General features: G+C 67.0%; 16 protein-coding genes. 8 read left to right on the top strand and 8 right to left on the bottom strand.

Features of this window, described 5'->3' with window-relative positions; translation table 11 throughout:
* Together G3W89_RS33110 and G3W89_RS25090 are read left to right on the top strand one after the other, a co-directional pair.
* Positions 1-1,428, top strand: a complete 1,428-nt coding sequence (locus G3W89_RS33110) for a DNA/RNA non-specific endonuclease (protein WP_232076737.1) — start codon at positions 1-3, stop codon at positions 1,426-1,428.
* An 11-nt stretch (positions 1,429-1,439) separates the two neighbouring features.
* Positions 1,440-1,856, top strand: coding sequence for a hypothetical protein (locus G3W89_RS25090; protein WP_162576692.1), 417 nt, complete (start codon positions 1,440-1,442; stop codon positions 1,854-1,856).
* Positions 1,857-1,964: 108 nt separating this feature from the next.
* Here the strand turns inward: G3W89_RS25090 and G3W89_RS25085 are convergent, their stop codons facing one another.
* Positions 1,965-2,174: a hypothetical protein gene (locus G3W89_RS25085; protein WP_162576691.1), complete on the bottom strand. Its 210-nt coding sequence runs from the start codon at positions 2,172-2,174 to the stop codon at positions 1,965-1,967.
* Positions 2,175-2,181: 7 nt separating this feature from the next.
* Between G3W89_RS25085 and G3W89_RS25080 the strand changes: the two genes are divergently transcribed.
* A complete protein-coding gene (locus G3W89_RS25080) occupies positions 2,182-2,394 on the top strand; it encodes a hypothetical protein (protein ID WP_162576690.1) in 213 nt (70 codons plus the stop codon).
* Positions 2,395-2,711: 317 nt separating this feature from the next.
* Here the strand turns inward: G3W89_RS25080 and G3W89_RS25075 are convergent, their stop codons facing one another.
* Together G3W89_RS25075 and G3W89_RS25070 are read right to left on the bottom strand one after the other, a co-directional pair.
* Complete coding sequence (locus G3W89_RS25075) at positions 2,712-3,914, bottom strand: MFS transporter (protein WP_162576689.1); 1,203 nt, start codon at positions 3,912-3,914, stop codon at positions 2,712-2,714.
* Positions 3,911-5,008 carry a CaiB/BaiF CoA transferase family protein gene (locus G3W89_RS25070; protein WP_162576688.1) on the bottom strand — a complete coding sequence of 366 codons (1,098 nt, stop codon included), beginning with the start codon at positions 5,006-5,008 and terminating at the stop codon, positions 3,911-3,913. Before G3W89_RS25070 ends, G3W89_RS25075 begins: the two co-directional genes overlap by 4 nt.
* 193 nt (positions 5,009-5,201) lie before the next feature.
* Here G3W89_RS25070 and G3W89_RS25065 point away from each other — a divergent pair, with 193 nt between their 5' ends.
* Both G3W89_RS25065 and G3W89_RS25060 read left to right on the top strand, forming a co-directional pair.
* On the top strand, positions 5,202-5,960 hold the full coding sequence (locus G3W89_RS25065) for a FadR/GntR family transcriptional regulator (RefSeq protein ID WP_162576687.1): 759 nt from the start codon (positions 5,202-5,204) through the stop codon (positions 5,958-5,960).
* A gap of 104 nt (positions 5,961-6,064) precedes the next feature.
* Entirely contained in the window at positions 6,065-7,297 is a 1,233-nt protein-coding gene (locus G3W89_RS25060; RefSeq protein ID WP_162576686.1) for an amidohydrolase family protein, read from the top strand.
* 112 nt (positions 7,298-7,409) lie between these two features.
* Here G3W89_RS25060 and G3W89_RS25055 read toward each other — a convergent pair whose 3' ends face one another.
* The 4 genes from G3W89_RS25055 to G3W89_RS25040 are packed head-to-tail and all read right to left on the bottom strand — an operon-like array spanning position 7,410 to position 10,140.
* Positions 7,410-8,168 carry a FadR/GntR family transcriptional regulator gene (locus G3W89_RS25055; protein WP_232076735.1) on the bottom strand — a complete coding sequence of 253 codons (759 nt, stop codon included), beginning with the start codon at positions 8,166-8,168 and terminating at the stop codon, positions 7,410-7,412.
* An 18-nt stretch (positions 8,169-8,186) separates the two neighbouring features.
* Positions 8,187-8,513: an NIPSNAP family protein gene (locus G3W89_RS25050; protein ID WP_162576685.1), complete on the bottom strand. Its 327-nt coding sequence runs from the start codon at positions 8,511-8,513 to the stop codon at positions 8,187-8,189.
* Positions 8,514-8,527: 14 nt separating this feature from the next.
* A complete protein-coding gene (locus G3W89_RS25045; protein WP_162576684.1) occupies positions 8,528-8,950 on the bottom strand; it encodes a Zn-ribbon domain-containing OB-fold protein in 423 nt (140 codons plus the stop codon).
* A complete protein-coding gene (locus G3W89_RS25040; RefSeq protein ID WP_162576683.1) occupies positions 8,947-10,140 on the bottom strand; it encodes a thiolase family protein in 1,194 nt (397 codons plus the stop codon). The genes G3W89_RS25045 and G3W89_RS25040 overlap by 4 nt, the downstream gene beginning before the upstream one ends.
* A 76-nt stretch (positions 10,141-10,216) precedes the next feature.
* Here G3W89_RS25040 and G3W89_RS25035 point away from each other — a divergent pair, with 76 nt between their 5' ends.
* The 3 genes from G3W89_RS25035 (at position 10,217) to G3W89_RS25025 (ending at position 13,309) form a co-directional block, all read left to right on the top strand.
* Entirely contained in the window at positions 10,217-11,176 is a 960-nt protein-coding gene (locus G3W89_RS25035; protein ID WP_197893580.1) for a flavin reductase, read from the top strand.
* 71 nt (positions 11,177-11,247) lie between these two features.
* Positions 11,248-12,993: an FAD-dependent oxidoreductase gene (locus tag G3W89_RS25030; RefSeq protein ID WP_174258287.1), complete on the top strand. Its 1,746-nt coding sequence runs from the start codon at positions 11,248-11,250 to the stop codon at positions 12,991-12,993.
* The gene (locus G3W89_RS25025) at positions 12,977-13,309 is read left to right on the top strand and encodes an NIPSNAP family protein (RefSeq protein ID WP_162576680.1); all 333 of its coding nucleotides are present in this window, start codon (positions 12,977-12,979) and stop codon (positions 13,307-13,309) included. The genes G3W89_RS25030 and G3W89_RS25025 overlap by 17 nt, the downstream gene beginning before the upstream one ends.
* Positions 13,310-13,352: 43 nt before the next feature.
* Here the strand turns inward: G3W89_RS25025 and G3W89_RS25020 are convergent, their stop codons facing one another.
* Positions 13,353-14,345: a LysR family transcriptional regulator gene (locus G3W89_RS25020; RefSeq protein WP_162576679.1), complete on the bottom strand. Its 993-nt coding sequence runs from the start codon at positions 14,343-14,345 to the stop codon at positions 13,353-13,355.
* Between the last annotated feature and the right edge of the window lie 25 nt (positions 14,346-14,370).

Raw genomic sequence — 14,370 nt, 5'->3', positions numbered from 1 at the left:
GTGATCGGCACGGCCATCCATGGCGGCAACTTCGAGGACAACCTCAGGGAGGGGATCAAGGGGGCACTGCTGGACACGGCGGCTGCGCAGGGCGCGAACGCCATCGGCAATCTCACCGCCGACGGCACGCTGGATGACTTCACCAACAAGGTGGCCCACGCGATCGCGGGATGCATGGTGGGTGCGGCAAGAGCGGACCGTGCGAGCGGCTGCGGCGCGGGTGCGCTGGGTGCAGCGATCGGTGAGATGTCGGCGGAGGCTTACGGCCGAAGAGACGACACGATGCAGTTCGCGGCGATGGTGAGCGGCATTGCTGCGGCCCTCACAGGGGCCGATGCCACTCAGATCAACCTTGCTAGGCAGGCGGGCAGCAATGCGGCTGCGAACAACTTCCTGGCGCACGATGAAAACCAAGCCAGAAAGAAGGCCGTCGTCGCTTGCGATGCCGGAGACAAGACCGCCTGTGCGGAACGCGACGCCTGGAACGCCAAGGACAAGGCGCGTGACGAGAGGCTGCGTGCGGCGTGCTACGCCGATGGCGCAAGCAAGCTGTGCGCTGACTGGATTGCCTACGCGAAGGCAGCGGAGGCCACCTACCGAAGCACGCCGGACAACGCAGCGTTGCGCGATGAAATCCGCTTCGGCATGTACTCGGACGCAGCCGAGCGCACCGAGATTCAGCGCCTGATCAACAGCACGCCGCATGCCTCGCCAATGGGGCCAGCCGGTGAAGCAGTCTTCAAGTCACTCGCGAGCCTTGCCCTCGATCTCACGCCGGTTGTTGGTGATATCAAGGGATTCGTCGAGGCCGAGACGCCGTTCGACTACACCCTGGCGGCGATCGGTGCACTCGGCCCGGCAGGCGACGCGGCCAAGGCGCTGGTCAAGGAAGCCAGGGCGCTACTGGAGGCGGGCGACGCGGTCGGCGCCGCTGCGAAAGTGGCGGACGCGCAGAGTTCCATCAGAGCGACCGTGGGCAGCAAGGGAGCGTGGGACACCGCCTTGAACGGCCGACTCAAGCCTGGGGCCGTCTACGAACTGAGCAATGGCCACAAGTACATCACGGATGCGTCTGGGCGCGTCGAGAAGGTCGAGGGCACGTTGTCGTTGAGTGCGATGGATCGCAACGGTTATCAGCAGTGTGCGACCGGGAAATGTGGAGCAGCCAAGGATGAAGGCGGGCACCTGATTGCTTCCAGCCTGGGAGGTGCAGGTGACAAAATCAACATCGTGCCGCAGGCGTACACGCTGAACCGCGGCGACTGGCGAAAGATGGAGAACGAGCTGCGAGAGGCGCTCAAGGGAGGGAAGACTGTGCTGGTGAAGATCGATGTCAGTTACCCCTCTGCAGGTGGTGTGAGGCCGAGCGAGTTCAGGGTAACGGCAATTGTTGACGGCAAAGTAGTGCCGTATAGGTTTATTCAGTGAAGGTGGCTTGGATGATCATTACCGTGGAGCAGGCGTATGACGCCATCGCGAGATACTTGCTTTCCTTCGTTGGCAAGCGACGGTGGGATAGCGTCGCATGCAAGCTGCGCATCTATACAAAGATGGTTTCAGGGTCGCAATGTTTGATCGCGAACGGCGTTTCTGATGAATCCGGTGGCTTTGAAAAAGATCCAAATGCCATGTGGGAGGGCCTTGATGCCGCAGCTTTCTTGCGCGATGACTTCCTCAGGACAACCGGCGAGCGCATCTGGGGCTTGACCTTTACGCTCTACCCAGATCGCAAGTTCAATATCGAGTATGACTACAACAAGCCTGAAGATTATGAGGAGACCGACGAAACGGTGAACCTTTCCCAGGCACTGGAGGACCTGCAAAAGCAAGGCGTCGACGTTTTCAGGAAGCGATAGCGGCGCGCCAGCTCATGCACGGAGGTCGGCAGTCAAGCTGAGTCGTCGTGAGTGGCGGCTAGCCGTTGCCATCACGGCAAGGGATGCGAGCCAGATCAACATTGGCAGTCAGCCGGCAGCAGTGCGGCGGCGAGCAACTACATCAGCCACTCGCCCTTCGATGGCGTGCGCCGCATCGTCGCAAAGGAAAACGCCCGGCTGACCGCACAGTGCGGCGCTGACTGCACGCAGGCCGACTTCGATCGCATCGACGCGCAGATGCAGCAACTGGATCGCGCGGCTCAGCTTGTGGAACTCAGCGCGCGCTCCGGGCTGCAAGGCACTGATGGACTTCAGTCAGCTCTCGAGCCACCAGAAAGGTGTCGTCGGGGAACTGCTGGGAGCCAATACAGTGCAGAACGTGCTGCCAGGGGCCACCCGGTTGGGAAGAATGGGTGAGGTCGGCAGCCAGGGGATCGATGACCTGTACAAGGTCACGAGCGCCAAGGCCGACTATGTGATCGTGGAGTACAAGTTCGGACTTCGAAGCTCGGCGTGACCGCGGATGGGTTGCAGATGAGTGACGGGTGGGTGTTGGGGTCGGACAGAATCTTGGACGCGGTAAGAGGAAACACTTCCGAGGCTCTCAAGATCAGCGATGCAATCGCTGCCAAGAGAGTTGAAAAGTGGATCGTACATACCGACCCAGCAGGTGGACCGCGGCTATTCTTGCTCCCGCTCGGAACGCGTTCTTCCAACAGTAGCCGCGCGACGCTGCAATTACGTCGTTACCACGGCCCCGCTTGACGCCTCGCGCAGGGCGGGACGGATCGCCCCCTATGCGGTGGCCCGTAGCGCCGTGCCGACCTTGACGCGCTACCAGGCGCCCGAGGTCGGACTTGATGGCATCCGCGCGGCGCGCCGCCGCAACGACCATGCGAACCCGATGCCGAGGGCTGCCATCGCCGCGGCGGGCAGCAGCAGCAGGGCCGCATAGGCCTGCAGGTCGACCAGGCCGCCAAAGCCCACCACGCCGAGCGACTGCCCGGTGAACATCGCGAAGGAAAAGAGCGAGACGGCGCTGCCGCGCGCCTGCGGCGCCATCTGGGTGGCGTGCGTCTGCAGGGTGTTGTGGTACAGGTAAGTGCCGAAGCCGAGCAGCACCGCCAGCGGCGCCGCAGCCGACCCATGCGGCAGAAGCCACAGCCCTGCCCACGCAGCGGCCATCAACACGCCTCCGGTGGCCGCCATCCGGATTTCGCCGAGCAGGCCGACTATGCGGCGTGCGCAGACCGCGTAGGCGAGGCCACCCACGGCATAGAGCGCCGAGACGGCAGAGGCGGCGGCCAGTCCGAGTCCTTCGCGTGCGTGCAGGTAGGTGGGCAGATAGCTGAGCGCGCCAAGCAGAAACACGCCTTCGAGAAACACAGCGACAAGCACCACGCGCGCCCACGGCTGCGCGAGCACGGCACGGAGGCCGCCGCCACCGATCGCGGGTGCCGCCATCTCCACCGTAGCGGTGGTGTGCGAGGTTTCTCGCCACAAGAGCGCGGCGACCACCCAGTAGCCCACACTCAAGACCGCGAAGGCGCCGCGCCAGCCCAGCGCCGTTTCGGCGCACAGACCGCCCAGCAACTGGCCGACCACCATTCCGGACAGGGTGCCGAGCAGCAGCCGGGCCAGCGTGGCCTGCCGCGCTTGGTACGCCACCGCATCGCCGATCCAGGCCATCGCAAGCGGCACGACGCCCGCAGCAGCCATGCCCCACAGCGCACGCCAGGCCAGCAATGCGTCGAAGGAGTCTGCGAGCGCCGCGGCGGCCGAAGCTGCGCCGGAGCCGGCGAGGGCGAGCGTCATCATGCGCTGTTTGCCGAAGCGGTCCGCGAGCGGGCCGGACAGGAGCTGCATCAGCCCGTAGGCCACGGCGAAGACGACGATGAGCCTGCCCGACTCACCCGCGCTGCGATGGAACTCGACAGCGAAGCGCGGCAGCAGCGAATCGCAAACCCGCAGCGCCGCCGCGCCGAAGAAGGCTGCGGCTGCGAGCAACGGCACCGGCGCGCGGGGTGCAGCCGTCATTGCCAGCGGCCGAGCACTTCGGAGGCGGGCGTCGACTCCTTCGGCGCGGGCCCCTGGACGCGCGAGGGCGTGCGGGAGAAACGCGGCGCGGGAGCCGGCTGGGTGATGCCGTCCACGTCGAGGAACGTGTTGCGCGCAAGGTTGTGCGGGTGATCTTGCGCCTTCGACAGCGACAGCACGGGCGCGAAGCACGCGTCGGTGCCTTCCAGCGCGTGCGTCCATTCCGCCTGGGTCCTGCGCTTGAAGATGCGGGCGAACTCGTCATGGAGCCGCGGCCACTGCGCCCGATCGTGCTGCGCGCCATGCAGCTCGGACGGCAGACCCACGCGCTCGCAGAACTCCGCGAAGAACTGCGGCTCGATGGCGCCCAGCGTCACGTGCTCGCCGTCGGAAGTCTCGTACACGCGGTAGTACGGCGCGCCGCCGTCCAGCAGGTTGCTGCCCCGCCGCTCGCTGAAGACGCCGCGCAGCTGCTGGCTCACGAAGTTGGTCATGAGCGAGGCGGCGCCGTCCGTCATTGCCGCATCCACCACCTGGCCGCGGCCGGACAGGCTGGCTTCCCGCAGCGCCGCCAGCACGCCCACGATCAGGTAGAGGCTGCCGCCACCATAGTCGCCGATGAGGTTCAGCGGCGGGACCGGTGCACCGTCCTTGGGGCCGATCGCATGCAGCGCACCGGTAATGGCGATGTAGTTGAGGTCGTGCCCCGCCGCCTGCGCGAGCGGGCCTTCCTGGCCCCAGCCGGTCATGCGGCCGTACACGATGCGCGGGTTGCGAGCGAGCACGGCCTCGGGACCGAAGCCGAGGCGCTCCATGACGCCGGGCCGGTATCCCTCGATCAGCACGTCGGCCTTCTCCAGCAGCTGGTACACCTGCTCGCGGGCGGCAACATCCTTCAGGTCCGCCAACACCACGCTGCGGCCGCGGCCGGTGAGGTTGTGCCGCTCGCCCAGCTTCTTGCCTGGGCGGTCGATGGTAACGACATCGGCGCCCATGTCGGACAGCAGCATGCAGGCGAACGGGCCAGGGCCGATGCCGGCGAATTCGACGACGCGCAGGCCCAGCAGCGGTCCGGAACGGGAAGCAGGATTCATCAAGGTCTCCAGGGGTCCAAGGGTGGCCAGGATGCTGTCGCCGGCCTCTCCGAGCAGGCAGCAGCAGGGGCCATCGGGATGGTGGCCGTACGACATTGTATTGGTCAGTCCATTGGGCGTACAGGAGATTAGGCTTGTCCGACCCTTACCCACCTTGGGCTATCCTCGATGAACCCAATCACATCGAGAAGCAATGGCAACCACACCGCAGCTGTCCTTCCAGGAGGTGAAGACGCGCCGCGTCTTCGAGGAGATCTGCGAGCAGATCCGCAAGCGCCTGGCCTCCGGCGTGCTCAAGCCCGGCGACAAGCTGCCAGCCGAGCGCGACCTCGCGGTGGAATTCAAGGTCAGCCGCCCTGCGGTGCGCGAGGCCTTGCGCACGCTGGAGATCTCGGGCGTCGTGTCGCTTCGAAAGGGCGTGAAGGGCGGCGCTTTCATCCGCGATGGCAATCCGGCGCTGCTCACGCAGTCGCTGCAAGACCTGATGTTCCTGGGCCGCGTATCGCTCGCCGGCCTGGCCGAGGCCCGCCGGCTGATCAACGGGATGGTGATCGAGCTCGCCTGCGAACGCGCCACCGAGGAGGACTTCGCCGCCATCGAGCGCAACATCGCCGAGATCGAGAGCAGCGAAGACCTGCGGCGCCGCGCCGACGAGGGCGTGCGCTTCTTCGGCCTGATCGCCCGCGCCACCCGCAACGAGGTGTTGGCGATGCTGGTCGATTCGCTGTCGGACATCATCCGCTACGTCATCGACCAGACCGGCCGCAAGGCTCGCCCGGAGCTGGTCCCGGTGCGCCGGCGCATCCTCAAGGCACTGCGCGCTCGCGATGCCAAGGCCGCCGCGAAAGGCATGGACGAATACCTGATCATCGTCCAGGAAGGCATGGACGCCGAGCCCGTGGCTGCCGTGCCGGCGCCGACACGCAGGATCGCCGCCAAGACGGCCCGCTGACGCGCACCGCCTCGGCGCGGGGCTTGACAGGTGTTGCTTGCGGTTTAAAATGGTCAAACCATTCACAACCGCTGGTTCAACATTCATCCCCTCGAGGACCTGTCATGACCGAGATCGTCGTCAACGAAGCCAATCAATGGCGCCTGAACACTCCCGGCACCGTCGACTGGGAGAAGTCGCCGCAACCGGGCGCGCCCGACAAGTACCTGATGATCTCGTCGGACACGCACGCCAACGAGCCAGGCAACCTGTGGGCCGAGCGCATCGACGCCAAGTACCGCGACCGCCTGCCCAAGGTATGGATCGACGAGAAGGGCGTGCAGTGGCGAAAAATGGAAGCGTCCGAGCAGCCGGATCGGCTGATCCTGGCCAAGCTGGAGGGCGAGGATCTGGCCCGTTCCAGGGCCGGCGCGACCGCCTCCGAGCGCGGCCCGAGCGTGGAGCAGCGCCTGAGCGATCTGGAGCTGGACGGCATCGACGGCGAGATCATCTTCCCGGGCAAGGGCCTGGGCATGTGGTACACGTTCGATCCCGATTTCGCGCACGCGCAGTGCGAGATCTATAACACCTGGGCCTGGGAGAACTTCGGTCCCCACGTCGAGCGTCTGTCGCCCGCGGCCGCGCTGGCCACCGGGAATGTCGAGGCCACGCTCAAGGAGGTCGACCGCTGCCTGAAGCTGGGCTTCCGCCACTTCACGCTGCCGTGCAAGCCGCTCTTCGGCCCGCCCAAGACCAACGAGCTGAACTACAACAAGGTGGAGTTCGACCCGATGTGGGCGCGCTTCGTCGAGGCCGGCGTGCCCGCCACCTTTCACGTCTCCACCGGCAAGGACCCGCGCACGACGCGCGGCCTGGGCGGCGCGGTGGTGAACTACGTCGTGCACTCGCTGTCGCCGACGCTGGAGCCGCTGGTGAACATCTGTGCCTCGGGCGTGGCCGAGCGCTTTCCTGAACTGCGCTTCGGCAGTGTCGAGGCTGGCATCGGCTGGGTGCCGTGGATGCTGGATGCGATGGACGAGGCGTACCTCAAGCACCACTTCTGGGTGAAGCCCAAGCTGAAGATGCTGCCGTCCGACTACTTCAAGGCGCGCGGCTTCGCGACCTTCGGCGAGGACCGCGCCGGCCTCGGCCTGATGGAAGAGCACGGCCTGCAGGACAACTTCATGTGGGCCAACGACTATCCGCACCACGAGGGCACCTGGCCGCACTCGGCACAGGCGATCGAGCGCCAGATGGGACATTTGAGCGAGGTGTCGCGTCGCAAGGTGCTGGGCGAGAACGCCGCGCGCGTGTTCGGCTTCAAGGAAGTCGCCTCGAAGTACGGCTACACGTTCTGACCGGCGATGGGGGCGATGGCGGCGAGAGGGCCGTTTGCGCCGTCACGCGCGGGCAGCGCTGATTTCCGGGCGGGCCGGGCGGGCCGCTTCGCGGCGACGGCTGCCGCGCGGCTTACCGCGTGCGGGAGTTCCACAGTTCCATGTAGTTCGCCTGCAGGCGCTCCAGGAACTTGTTCATCTCGGCGACGGCGGCGTCCGCGTCGCGCGCGCGCAGGTGCTTGAGCAGGCGGCGGCGCGAGGGCAGTGTGTAGGTGTTGTCGCTCGGGCCGATCGCCTTGACGAACTCGCGCATCACCTCCATCACGCCTTCCATGGTGATCTGGATGATCGGGTTGCGGGTGGCCACGGCCAGCAGGTTGTGGAACTCGCGGTGCAGGTCCGCGCGCTCCTGGAAGTTGCCGGCCTTGTTGGCCTTGGCAGCCAGCGCCACGTTCTCTTCGAGCGCCTGGAGGTCTTCCTCGGTCAGGCGCTCGCAGGCCACGCGCACCACGATGTCGCTGAGCCACACCCGCGCCTCGGTCAGGTGCTCGGGCTTGATGGCGCCGAGGTGGTAGAGGTCGCGCAGGCCGTTGACGATCACGCCGGAGCTGCCGGGCAGCACGAAGGCGCCGCCGGACGCGCCCTTGCGCAGCTCGATCATGCCGCTCAGCTCGAGCGCGCGCAGCGCCTCGCGCAGCGTGTTGCGGCTGACCTTGAACTTGGCGGAGAGATCGCGCTCGGCGGGGAGCCGGTCGCCGGGCTTGAGACGGCCGGTGGCCACCAGCTCGCGGATCTGCGCCGCGATTTCCTCGAACGCGCGCGAGGGCGCGATGGGCTCGAACCCGAGAGAGAATTCGGAGGCTTCTTTCGGGCGGAAGTCGGCGTGGATCACGGCGCGGATTCTAGCGTCTCACTTCAGTGAGAAAGGCGCCGCGGCAAGCAGTTCGTTCGAGATCTTCTGGACCAGCGGACCGTCCTTGTCGGTATCGGCCAGGGCTTTCTGCCATTCGGGGTCTGCGCGGAAGGCTGCCCATGCGCGGTCCCGTTCCTCGTGCGACTGCCACTGCAGCACGTACTTGAGCTGCGTGTTGTCATCGCCGACGGCCACCGTGAACACCGGCGTGATGCGTTGGATGCGGTGCTTGTCGAAGAGCCCGAGGGTGACGGTCTCGAAGCGCTTGAGCGCTGCGGGCAGCTTGCCGGGAGCGCAGGTGTAGGTGCGGAATTCGTAGAACATGGCTTGCTCCTTTTTCAGAGGGGACGCGAAGCGAGCAGGGGCCCGTCTTCGTACTGCAGCACGACGAGTTCGACCGGCATGCCGCACTGGAAGGGCTTGCCTGGGCGCTCCACCAGGCGGGTGGCGATGCGCAGGCCGAGATCCAGGTCGACCACGCACACGGCGTAGGGCGCCTCGTCGACGAACACCTTGGGCGCGGCATGGATGCGGGTCCATGAATAGAGCGTGCCGCGCTCGTCCAGGTCCTTCCACTGCATGCGGTCTGACCAGCAGTGGGGGCATACGGGCTTGGGCGGGAAGGTGAACTTGCCGCATGCCTCGCAGCAGGTGGTCTGCCAGCGGCCGGCGCCCAGGCCCTGCCAGAACGTCTGCGTGAACGCCGACACGCGCGGCGGATAGGCACGCTGGCGCGGCACGGGAATCAGTTCGAGCGTCATCGTTGCGCCTCCAGGACGTGCGCGAGTGCGGCGTTGTAGTTGCCGAGCTCGCCGGTAGTCAGCCCCAGCCGGGCATCTGCGACCTGGCGCTCGCCGGCGCGGCCGCGCAGCTGGTCGGCCATCTCGCAGTAGTTGTAGAGCGAGGTGACGTACGCCGGATGGCCGCGCGAGGTCAGGCCGCCCGAGGTCGATATGGGAATCTGCCCGCCGATCTTCGTTCGGCCCTCGGCGGCGGCCGGTGCGCCTTCGCCGCGACCGAAGAAGCCCACGGCCTCGCTCACCAGCACCTCCACCACGGTGCAGGGCGCATAGAACTCCGCCACATCGATGTCCGCGGCCGCGATGCCGGCCTGCCGGTAGGCGGTGGCCGCGGCCGCCTTGGCGGCGATCAGCTCGGTCATGTCGTTGGGCACCTCGTTGATCTGGTGCGAGCCGTCATGGCAGAAGCCGCGCCCGCGCACCAGCGCATAGGGCCGCCCCAGCGATTTCGCGACCTCCTCCGAAGCCAGCACGAGGCAGGCGGCGCCGTCGCTGCGGCCCGGCACGTCATAGAGGCCGAGCGGCTCCACGATCGGGCGCTGCTCGAGCACCTCCGGCAGCGTGATCGGCTTGCGATACTGCGCGAGCGGGTTCATCGAGGCATGCCAGCGGTTCTTGACCGCCACGGCGCCGAAGTGTTCGCGCGTGGCGCCGTATTCGTGCATGTAGCGCATGGCGTCCATGGCGTACCAGCTGATCGGGATGAAGCCGCTCGAGGCATGGAAGTCCACGTCGCCGGTGGTGCGCATGCTGCTCATCGCATGCTCGGAGGCCGAGGTTGCGGCCTCCATGTTGATGCCGAGCGCGAGCGCGACATCGGTGCGTCCGAGCAGGATCTCGTCGCAGGCGCGGTCGAAGCACACCGCGCCGGTCATGCCGTTGCCCATGACCTCCAGCACGCTTCCAGTGCACTGCAGGCGCAGGTGGCTGACCAGGAAAGTGGAAAAGTACTTCTGCAGCGTGTAGGGCCTGGGCAGCGTCAGAACGAGACTGCCGATGTCCTTCTTCTCGACGCCGGCATCCGCGACCGCCTCGACCACCAGCCGGGTCATGATCTCCTGCTCCAGGACCTGCAGCGGCTCTTCCGCCTTGGTCTGGTGACGGCCGACCGGGATCGCGCTGGTGCCGATGATGGCAACTCGACGAGTCATTGGGTGGGTCCCCTTGGTTGAAATGGCAGTCCAGTATACCTATAATGGTCAAACCATTCAACGTTCGGAGCTGCCAGTGACGACCCTGATCCCCGCGCCCGCCGACCCGCAGGCCGCCTTCGACTCGCGGGCTTTCCGCAACGCCCTCGGCAGCTTTCCCACCGGCGTGGCCATCATCACCACGACCGGTCTCGACGGCAAGCCGGTCGGGCTGACCTGCAATTCCTTCAGCTCGGTGTCGCTGGAGCCGCCGCTGGTGTCCTGGGGGCTGCGACTGGCGAGCAAGAGCCTGGAGGCTTTTCGCCAAGCCGGTGCCTTTGCCATCAATGTGCTGGCGGAGGACCAGAAGGAGCTGTCGGCGCGCTTCGCCAGTGGCGCCGTGGTCGACAAGTTCGACGGCGTGACGTGGATGCCGGGCCACCGCGGGCTGCCCGTGATCGCGGGCAGCGTGGCCACCTTCGAGTGCGACAAGTTCGCCGAGCACCTGGCGGGCGACCACGTGCTCTTCCTGGGGCACGTGGCGCGCTTCGACCATGGGCCCGAGGAAACCTCACTGGTGTTCTACAAGGGCGCCTACATGATGCTGACGCAATCGCTGCGTGAGCTCGCTGCCGGCGGCCGGATGGATTCGCTCCACCTCGACCAGGCGCGGCGCCTGATCAACTGCATGCTCCTGCGGCTTGCCTGCCAGAACGGCTCGCCGGAAGACTTCGATGCCATCGAGCGCAACATCGCCCAGATCGAGAACTATGCCGATGCGGCCCAGCGCGCCGAGGCCAGCATCGAGTTCTTTCGCCTGGTCACGCAGGCGGCGCACAACGACGTGCTGGTCGTCGTGGCCGAGACGCTGACCACGCTGGTGCGCCATGTGCTGCAGACCGACGCGACGCTGCGCGCCCGTCCCGAGCTGGTGCCGGTGCGCAGGAAGATCCTTGCGCACATGCGCGAGCGTGACCCCGACGCCGCGGAATGCGAGATGAGCCACTATTTCGACCAGCTTCGCCGCGATGTCGCGACCCAGGAGGCGCATACATGAGACGAACGGCCGCTCCGAAGGCGAATAGCACCGCAGCGGAAGGCGAAGGTGCTTCAGTGCCTATGAACGAAATGCCCGCGACAGAATGCGATGTCCTGGTGATCGGCTCCGGCGCCGGCGGGTTGTCCACGGCCATCACCGCGAGGAAGCACGGCCTGGACGTCATCGTCGTCGAGAAGGAGCCGGTGTTCGGCGGCACGACCGCGTTCTCCGGCGGGGTGCTCTGGATCCCGCTGTCGCCGCATGCCAGGAAGGCCGGCTACGCGGACACACGCGATGCGGTGATCCGCTACATGAAGGCCGAGACCGGCCGCTGGTACGACGGCCCGGCGGCGGAGGCCTTCATCGACAAGGGCCCGGAGATGGTGGCGTTCTTCGAGCGCGAGACCGAGGTCCGGTTCATCCCGACGCTGTACCCCGATTACCACCCTGATGCCGAGGGCGGCGTCGACATCGGCCGCTCGATCCTCGCGGCGCCCTACGACATCCGCGAACTGGGTCCGGACATGGCGCGCCTGCGCCCGCCGCTGGCCACCATCACCTTCATCGGGATGATGTTCAACTCCGCCAACGCGGACCTCAAGCACTTCTTCGGCTTCACCAGGTCCTTCACTTCGTTCAGGTATGTGGTGAAACGCCTGCTCGATCACGTGAAGGAGCTGGCGCTGTACCGCCGCGGCATCAACGTGACGAGCGGGAACGCGCTGGCGGCGCGCCTCGCGAAGTCGGCGCTCGACCTGAAGATCCCGATCCGCACCCGAACGCCGGCGCAGGAACTGATCGTGCAGGACGGCCGCGTGACCGGCGCGCTGGTGAAGGGGCCCGAGGGGCTGCAGCGCATCGTCGCGCGCAAGGGCGTGGTGCTGGCCGGCGGCGGGTTCTCGCACGATGCGCAGCGCATCGCGCGGGCCTACCCGCACGTGCAGTCCGGCGGCGAGCATTTCTCTCCCGTGCCTCGGGGCAACACCGGTGACGGGGCGCGGCTGGCCGAGAAGGCCGGGGGCCGCGTCGAGATCCGCTACAGCTCGCCCGCGGCCTGGATGCCGACCTCCAAGGTGCCGCTCGGCAAGGGCGAGTACGGGGCATTCCCGCACCTGCTGGACCGCTACAAGCCGGGCATCATCGGCGTGCTGAAGAACGGCAGGCGCTTCACCAACGAGTCGAATTCCTACCACGACGTGGGCGCGGCAATGGTCTCGGCGGGGCAGGGGGCAGACACCGGCATGTGGCTGGTCTGCGACCAGGGCACGATCAGCAAGTACGGCCTGGGCTATGCCAAGCCGGCGCCGATGCCGCTCAGGCCGCTCGTGCGCAACGGCTACCTGGCCAAGGGCGCGACGCTGCGCGAACTGGCGCAGAACGCGGGCATCGACCCGCAGGGGCTGGAGCAGACCGTGCGCGAGTACAACAAGGGCGCCGCGGAGGGCGTCGACCGCCAGTTCGGGCGCGGCACCACGTCGTTCAACCGCTATCTCGCCGACCCGGACAACAAGCCGAACCCGTGCGTCGCGCCGATCGGCAACGGCCCCTACTACGCGCTGCGCATCGTGATGGGCGACCTGGGCACCTTCGACGGCATCACCACCGACGTGGTGGGCCGCGTGCTCGACGCGAGGGACCAGCCGATCGAGGGCCTGTACGCGGTGGGCAACGACCGCGCCAGCGTGATGGGCGGCAACTACCCCGGTGCCGGCATCACGCTCGGACCGATCATGACCTTCGGCTACATCACCGGCCGCCACCTGGCAGGACTGGAGCCGTCGCTCTCGTCCAGGATCACCGACACCTCGAAGGAACCCGATGCAGTACCCGCCTAAGCCTCTCGTCGACCACCGCATCTACACGATCAAGCCGCGCAAGATGCCGGAGTTTCTCGATGTGTTCAAGCGGCTCGCCATGCCGTTCCTGACGGAGACGCTGGGGACGCCGCTCGGCTTCTACGTGAGCCACGTCGGCCCGCTCAACCAGTTCGTGCATCTGTGGGGCTACGACGACCTGGCGGACTACGAACGGCGTTGCCAGGCGCGTGACGTGCATCCGGCTTTCCCTGTCTACCTGCAGGCCTCGGAGCACCTCGTGGTGGCGCAGGAAACGCGGCTGATCAAGGCGGTGGAGATGGTGCTGGCCCGATAGCGGCGCCAGGCCGTGCGCCGGCGCAACTTCGTCGCGTGAGCGCTCAACCCGGTTCGGTCCTGCGTGTGCGGGAACGCGCGGGCGCGGCCTCCCCGCGCGCCGTCTCTTCGAGCAACTCCAGGAAGCGCCGGGCGAGCGGCGGTAGCGCCGCGCCCTTGCGTGTCAGCGCGCCGATGGTGCGGGTGAAGCGCGCGTCCGCCAACGGCAGTGGCGCGAGACCTTCGCCGAGCGCCATGCCCAGCTGCGATTCGCTCATGATGGACACCAGGTCGCTCTGTGCGACCAGCCGGTTCAGCTGCCCGCCCGCGGTGTTGCTCACCTCGACTGTCACCCGCGGCGGCGGCAGCCCTGCCTCGGCCAGCCGCCCTTCCACATTGCGCCGTGCCGCGACCGCGGGCCCAGGCAGGATCCATTGCGCATCGACGAGGTCCTGCAGCCGCAGCCGCCGCTTCGACAAGAGCGGATGGTGCTGGCGCACCACCAGGCACAGGGCGTCGTCGATCAGCGGCAGCGCATGCAGGTCCGTTGGAATCACGCCTGGCAGTGCGTTGACCGACAGGTCGATATCCCCCAGCCGCAATGCCGCCACCAGCGCATCGTTCAAGTTGAGCATCAGCCGCAGCCGCGCCGCCGGCCGCTGCCGGTGCAGTGCCACCGTCGCCGGGACGAACAACCGCTGCGCGTAGAGCGGCGAGACGCCTACGCGCAGCAAGCCCAGCTCGCCGAGATGCATGTCCGCGGCCTCCTTGATCGCATCCCCCAGGCTCGCGCGCAAAGCCTGCGTGCGCTCGCGAAACTGCACCGCCACGGCGGTCAGCTGCATGCCACGGCTGCTGCGCTCGAAGAGCGGAAAGCCCAGCTCCTTTTCCAGCCGCTGCAGCCCCTGCGTGATGGCTGGCTGCGAGACGTTCAGCGCCGTCGCCGCAGCCCGCACCTTGCCGTGCTCCGCAACCGCCAGGAAATAGTCGATGTCGTCGAGCCGCACGCCCATGTCGATTGCCTCCAGGCCCGCAGCAGGCCTCTGTCTGGTGATCACGCCAGCTTATCAAGGCTGCGCGCTC

Source organism: Variovorax sp. PBL-H6 (assembly GCF_901827155.1).
GTDB lineage: Bacteria > Pseudomonadota > Gammaproteobacteria > Burkholderiales > Burkholderiaceae_C > Variovorax.
This window is presented reverse-complemented; position numbering and strand designations above follow the sequence as displayed.

Excerpts from the sequence above, each read along its gene's own strand:
- G3W89_RS25090 (WP_162576692.1), top strand. The coding sequence starts at position 1,440 with ATGATCATTACCGTGGAGCAGGCGTATGACGCCATCGCGAGATACTTG.
- G3W89_RS25080 (WP_162576690.1), top strand. The coding sequence starts at position 2,182 with ATGGACTTCAGTCAGCTCTCGAGCCACCAGAAAGGTGTCGTCGGGGAA.
- G3W89_RS25075 (WP_162576689.1), bottom strand. The coding sequence starts at position 3,914 with ATGACGGCTGCACCCCGCGCGCCGGTGCCGTTGCTCGCAGCCGCAGCC.
- G3W89_RS25070 (WP_162576688.1), bottom strand. The coding sequence starts at position 5,008 with ATGAATCCTGCTTCCCGTTCCGGACCGCTGCTGGGCCTGCGCGTCGTC.
- G3W89_RS25065 (WP_162576687.1), top strand. The coding sequence starts at position 5,202 with ATGGCAACCACACCGCAGCTGTCCTTCCAGGAGGTGAAGACGCGCCGC.
- G3W89_RS25060 (WP_162576686.1), top strand. The coding sequence starts at position 6,065 with ATGACCGAGATCGTCGTCAACGAAGCCAATCAATGGCGCCTGAACACT.
- G3W89_RS25050 (WP_162576685.1), bottom strand. The coding sequence starts at position 8,513 with ATGTTCTACGAATTCCGCACCTACACCTGCGCTCCCGGCAAGCTGCCC.
- G3W89_RS25045 (WP_162576684.1), bottom strand. The coding sequence starts at position 8,950 with ATGACGCTCGAACTGATTCCCGTGCCGCGCCAGCGTGCCTATCCGCCG.
- G3W89_RS25040 (WP_162576683.1), bottom strand. The coding sequence starts at position 10,140 with ATGACTCGTCGAGTTGCCATCATCGGCACCAGCGCGATCCCGGTCGGC.
- G3W89_RS25030 (WP_174258287.1), top strand. The coding sequence starts at position 11,248 with ATGCCCGCGACAGAATGCGATGTCCTGGTGATCGGCTCCGGCGCCGGC.
- G3W89_RS25025 (WP_162576680.1), top strand. The coding sequence starts at position 12,977 with ATGCAGTACCCGCCTAAGCCTCTCGTCGACCACCGCATCTACACGATC.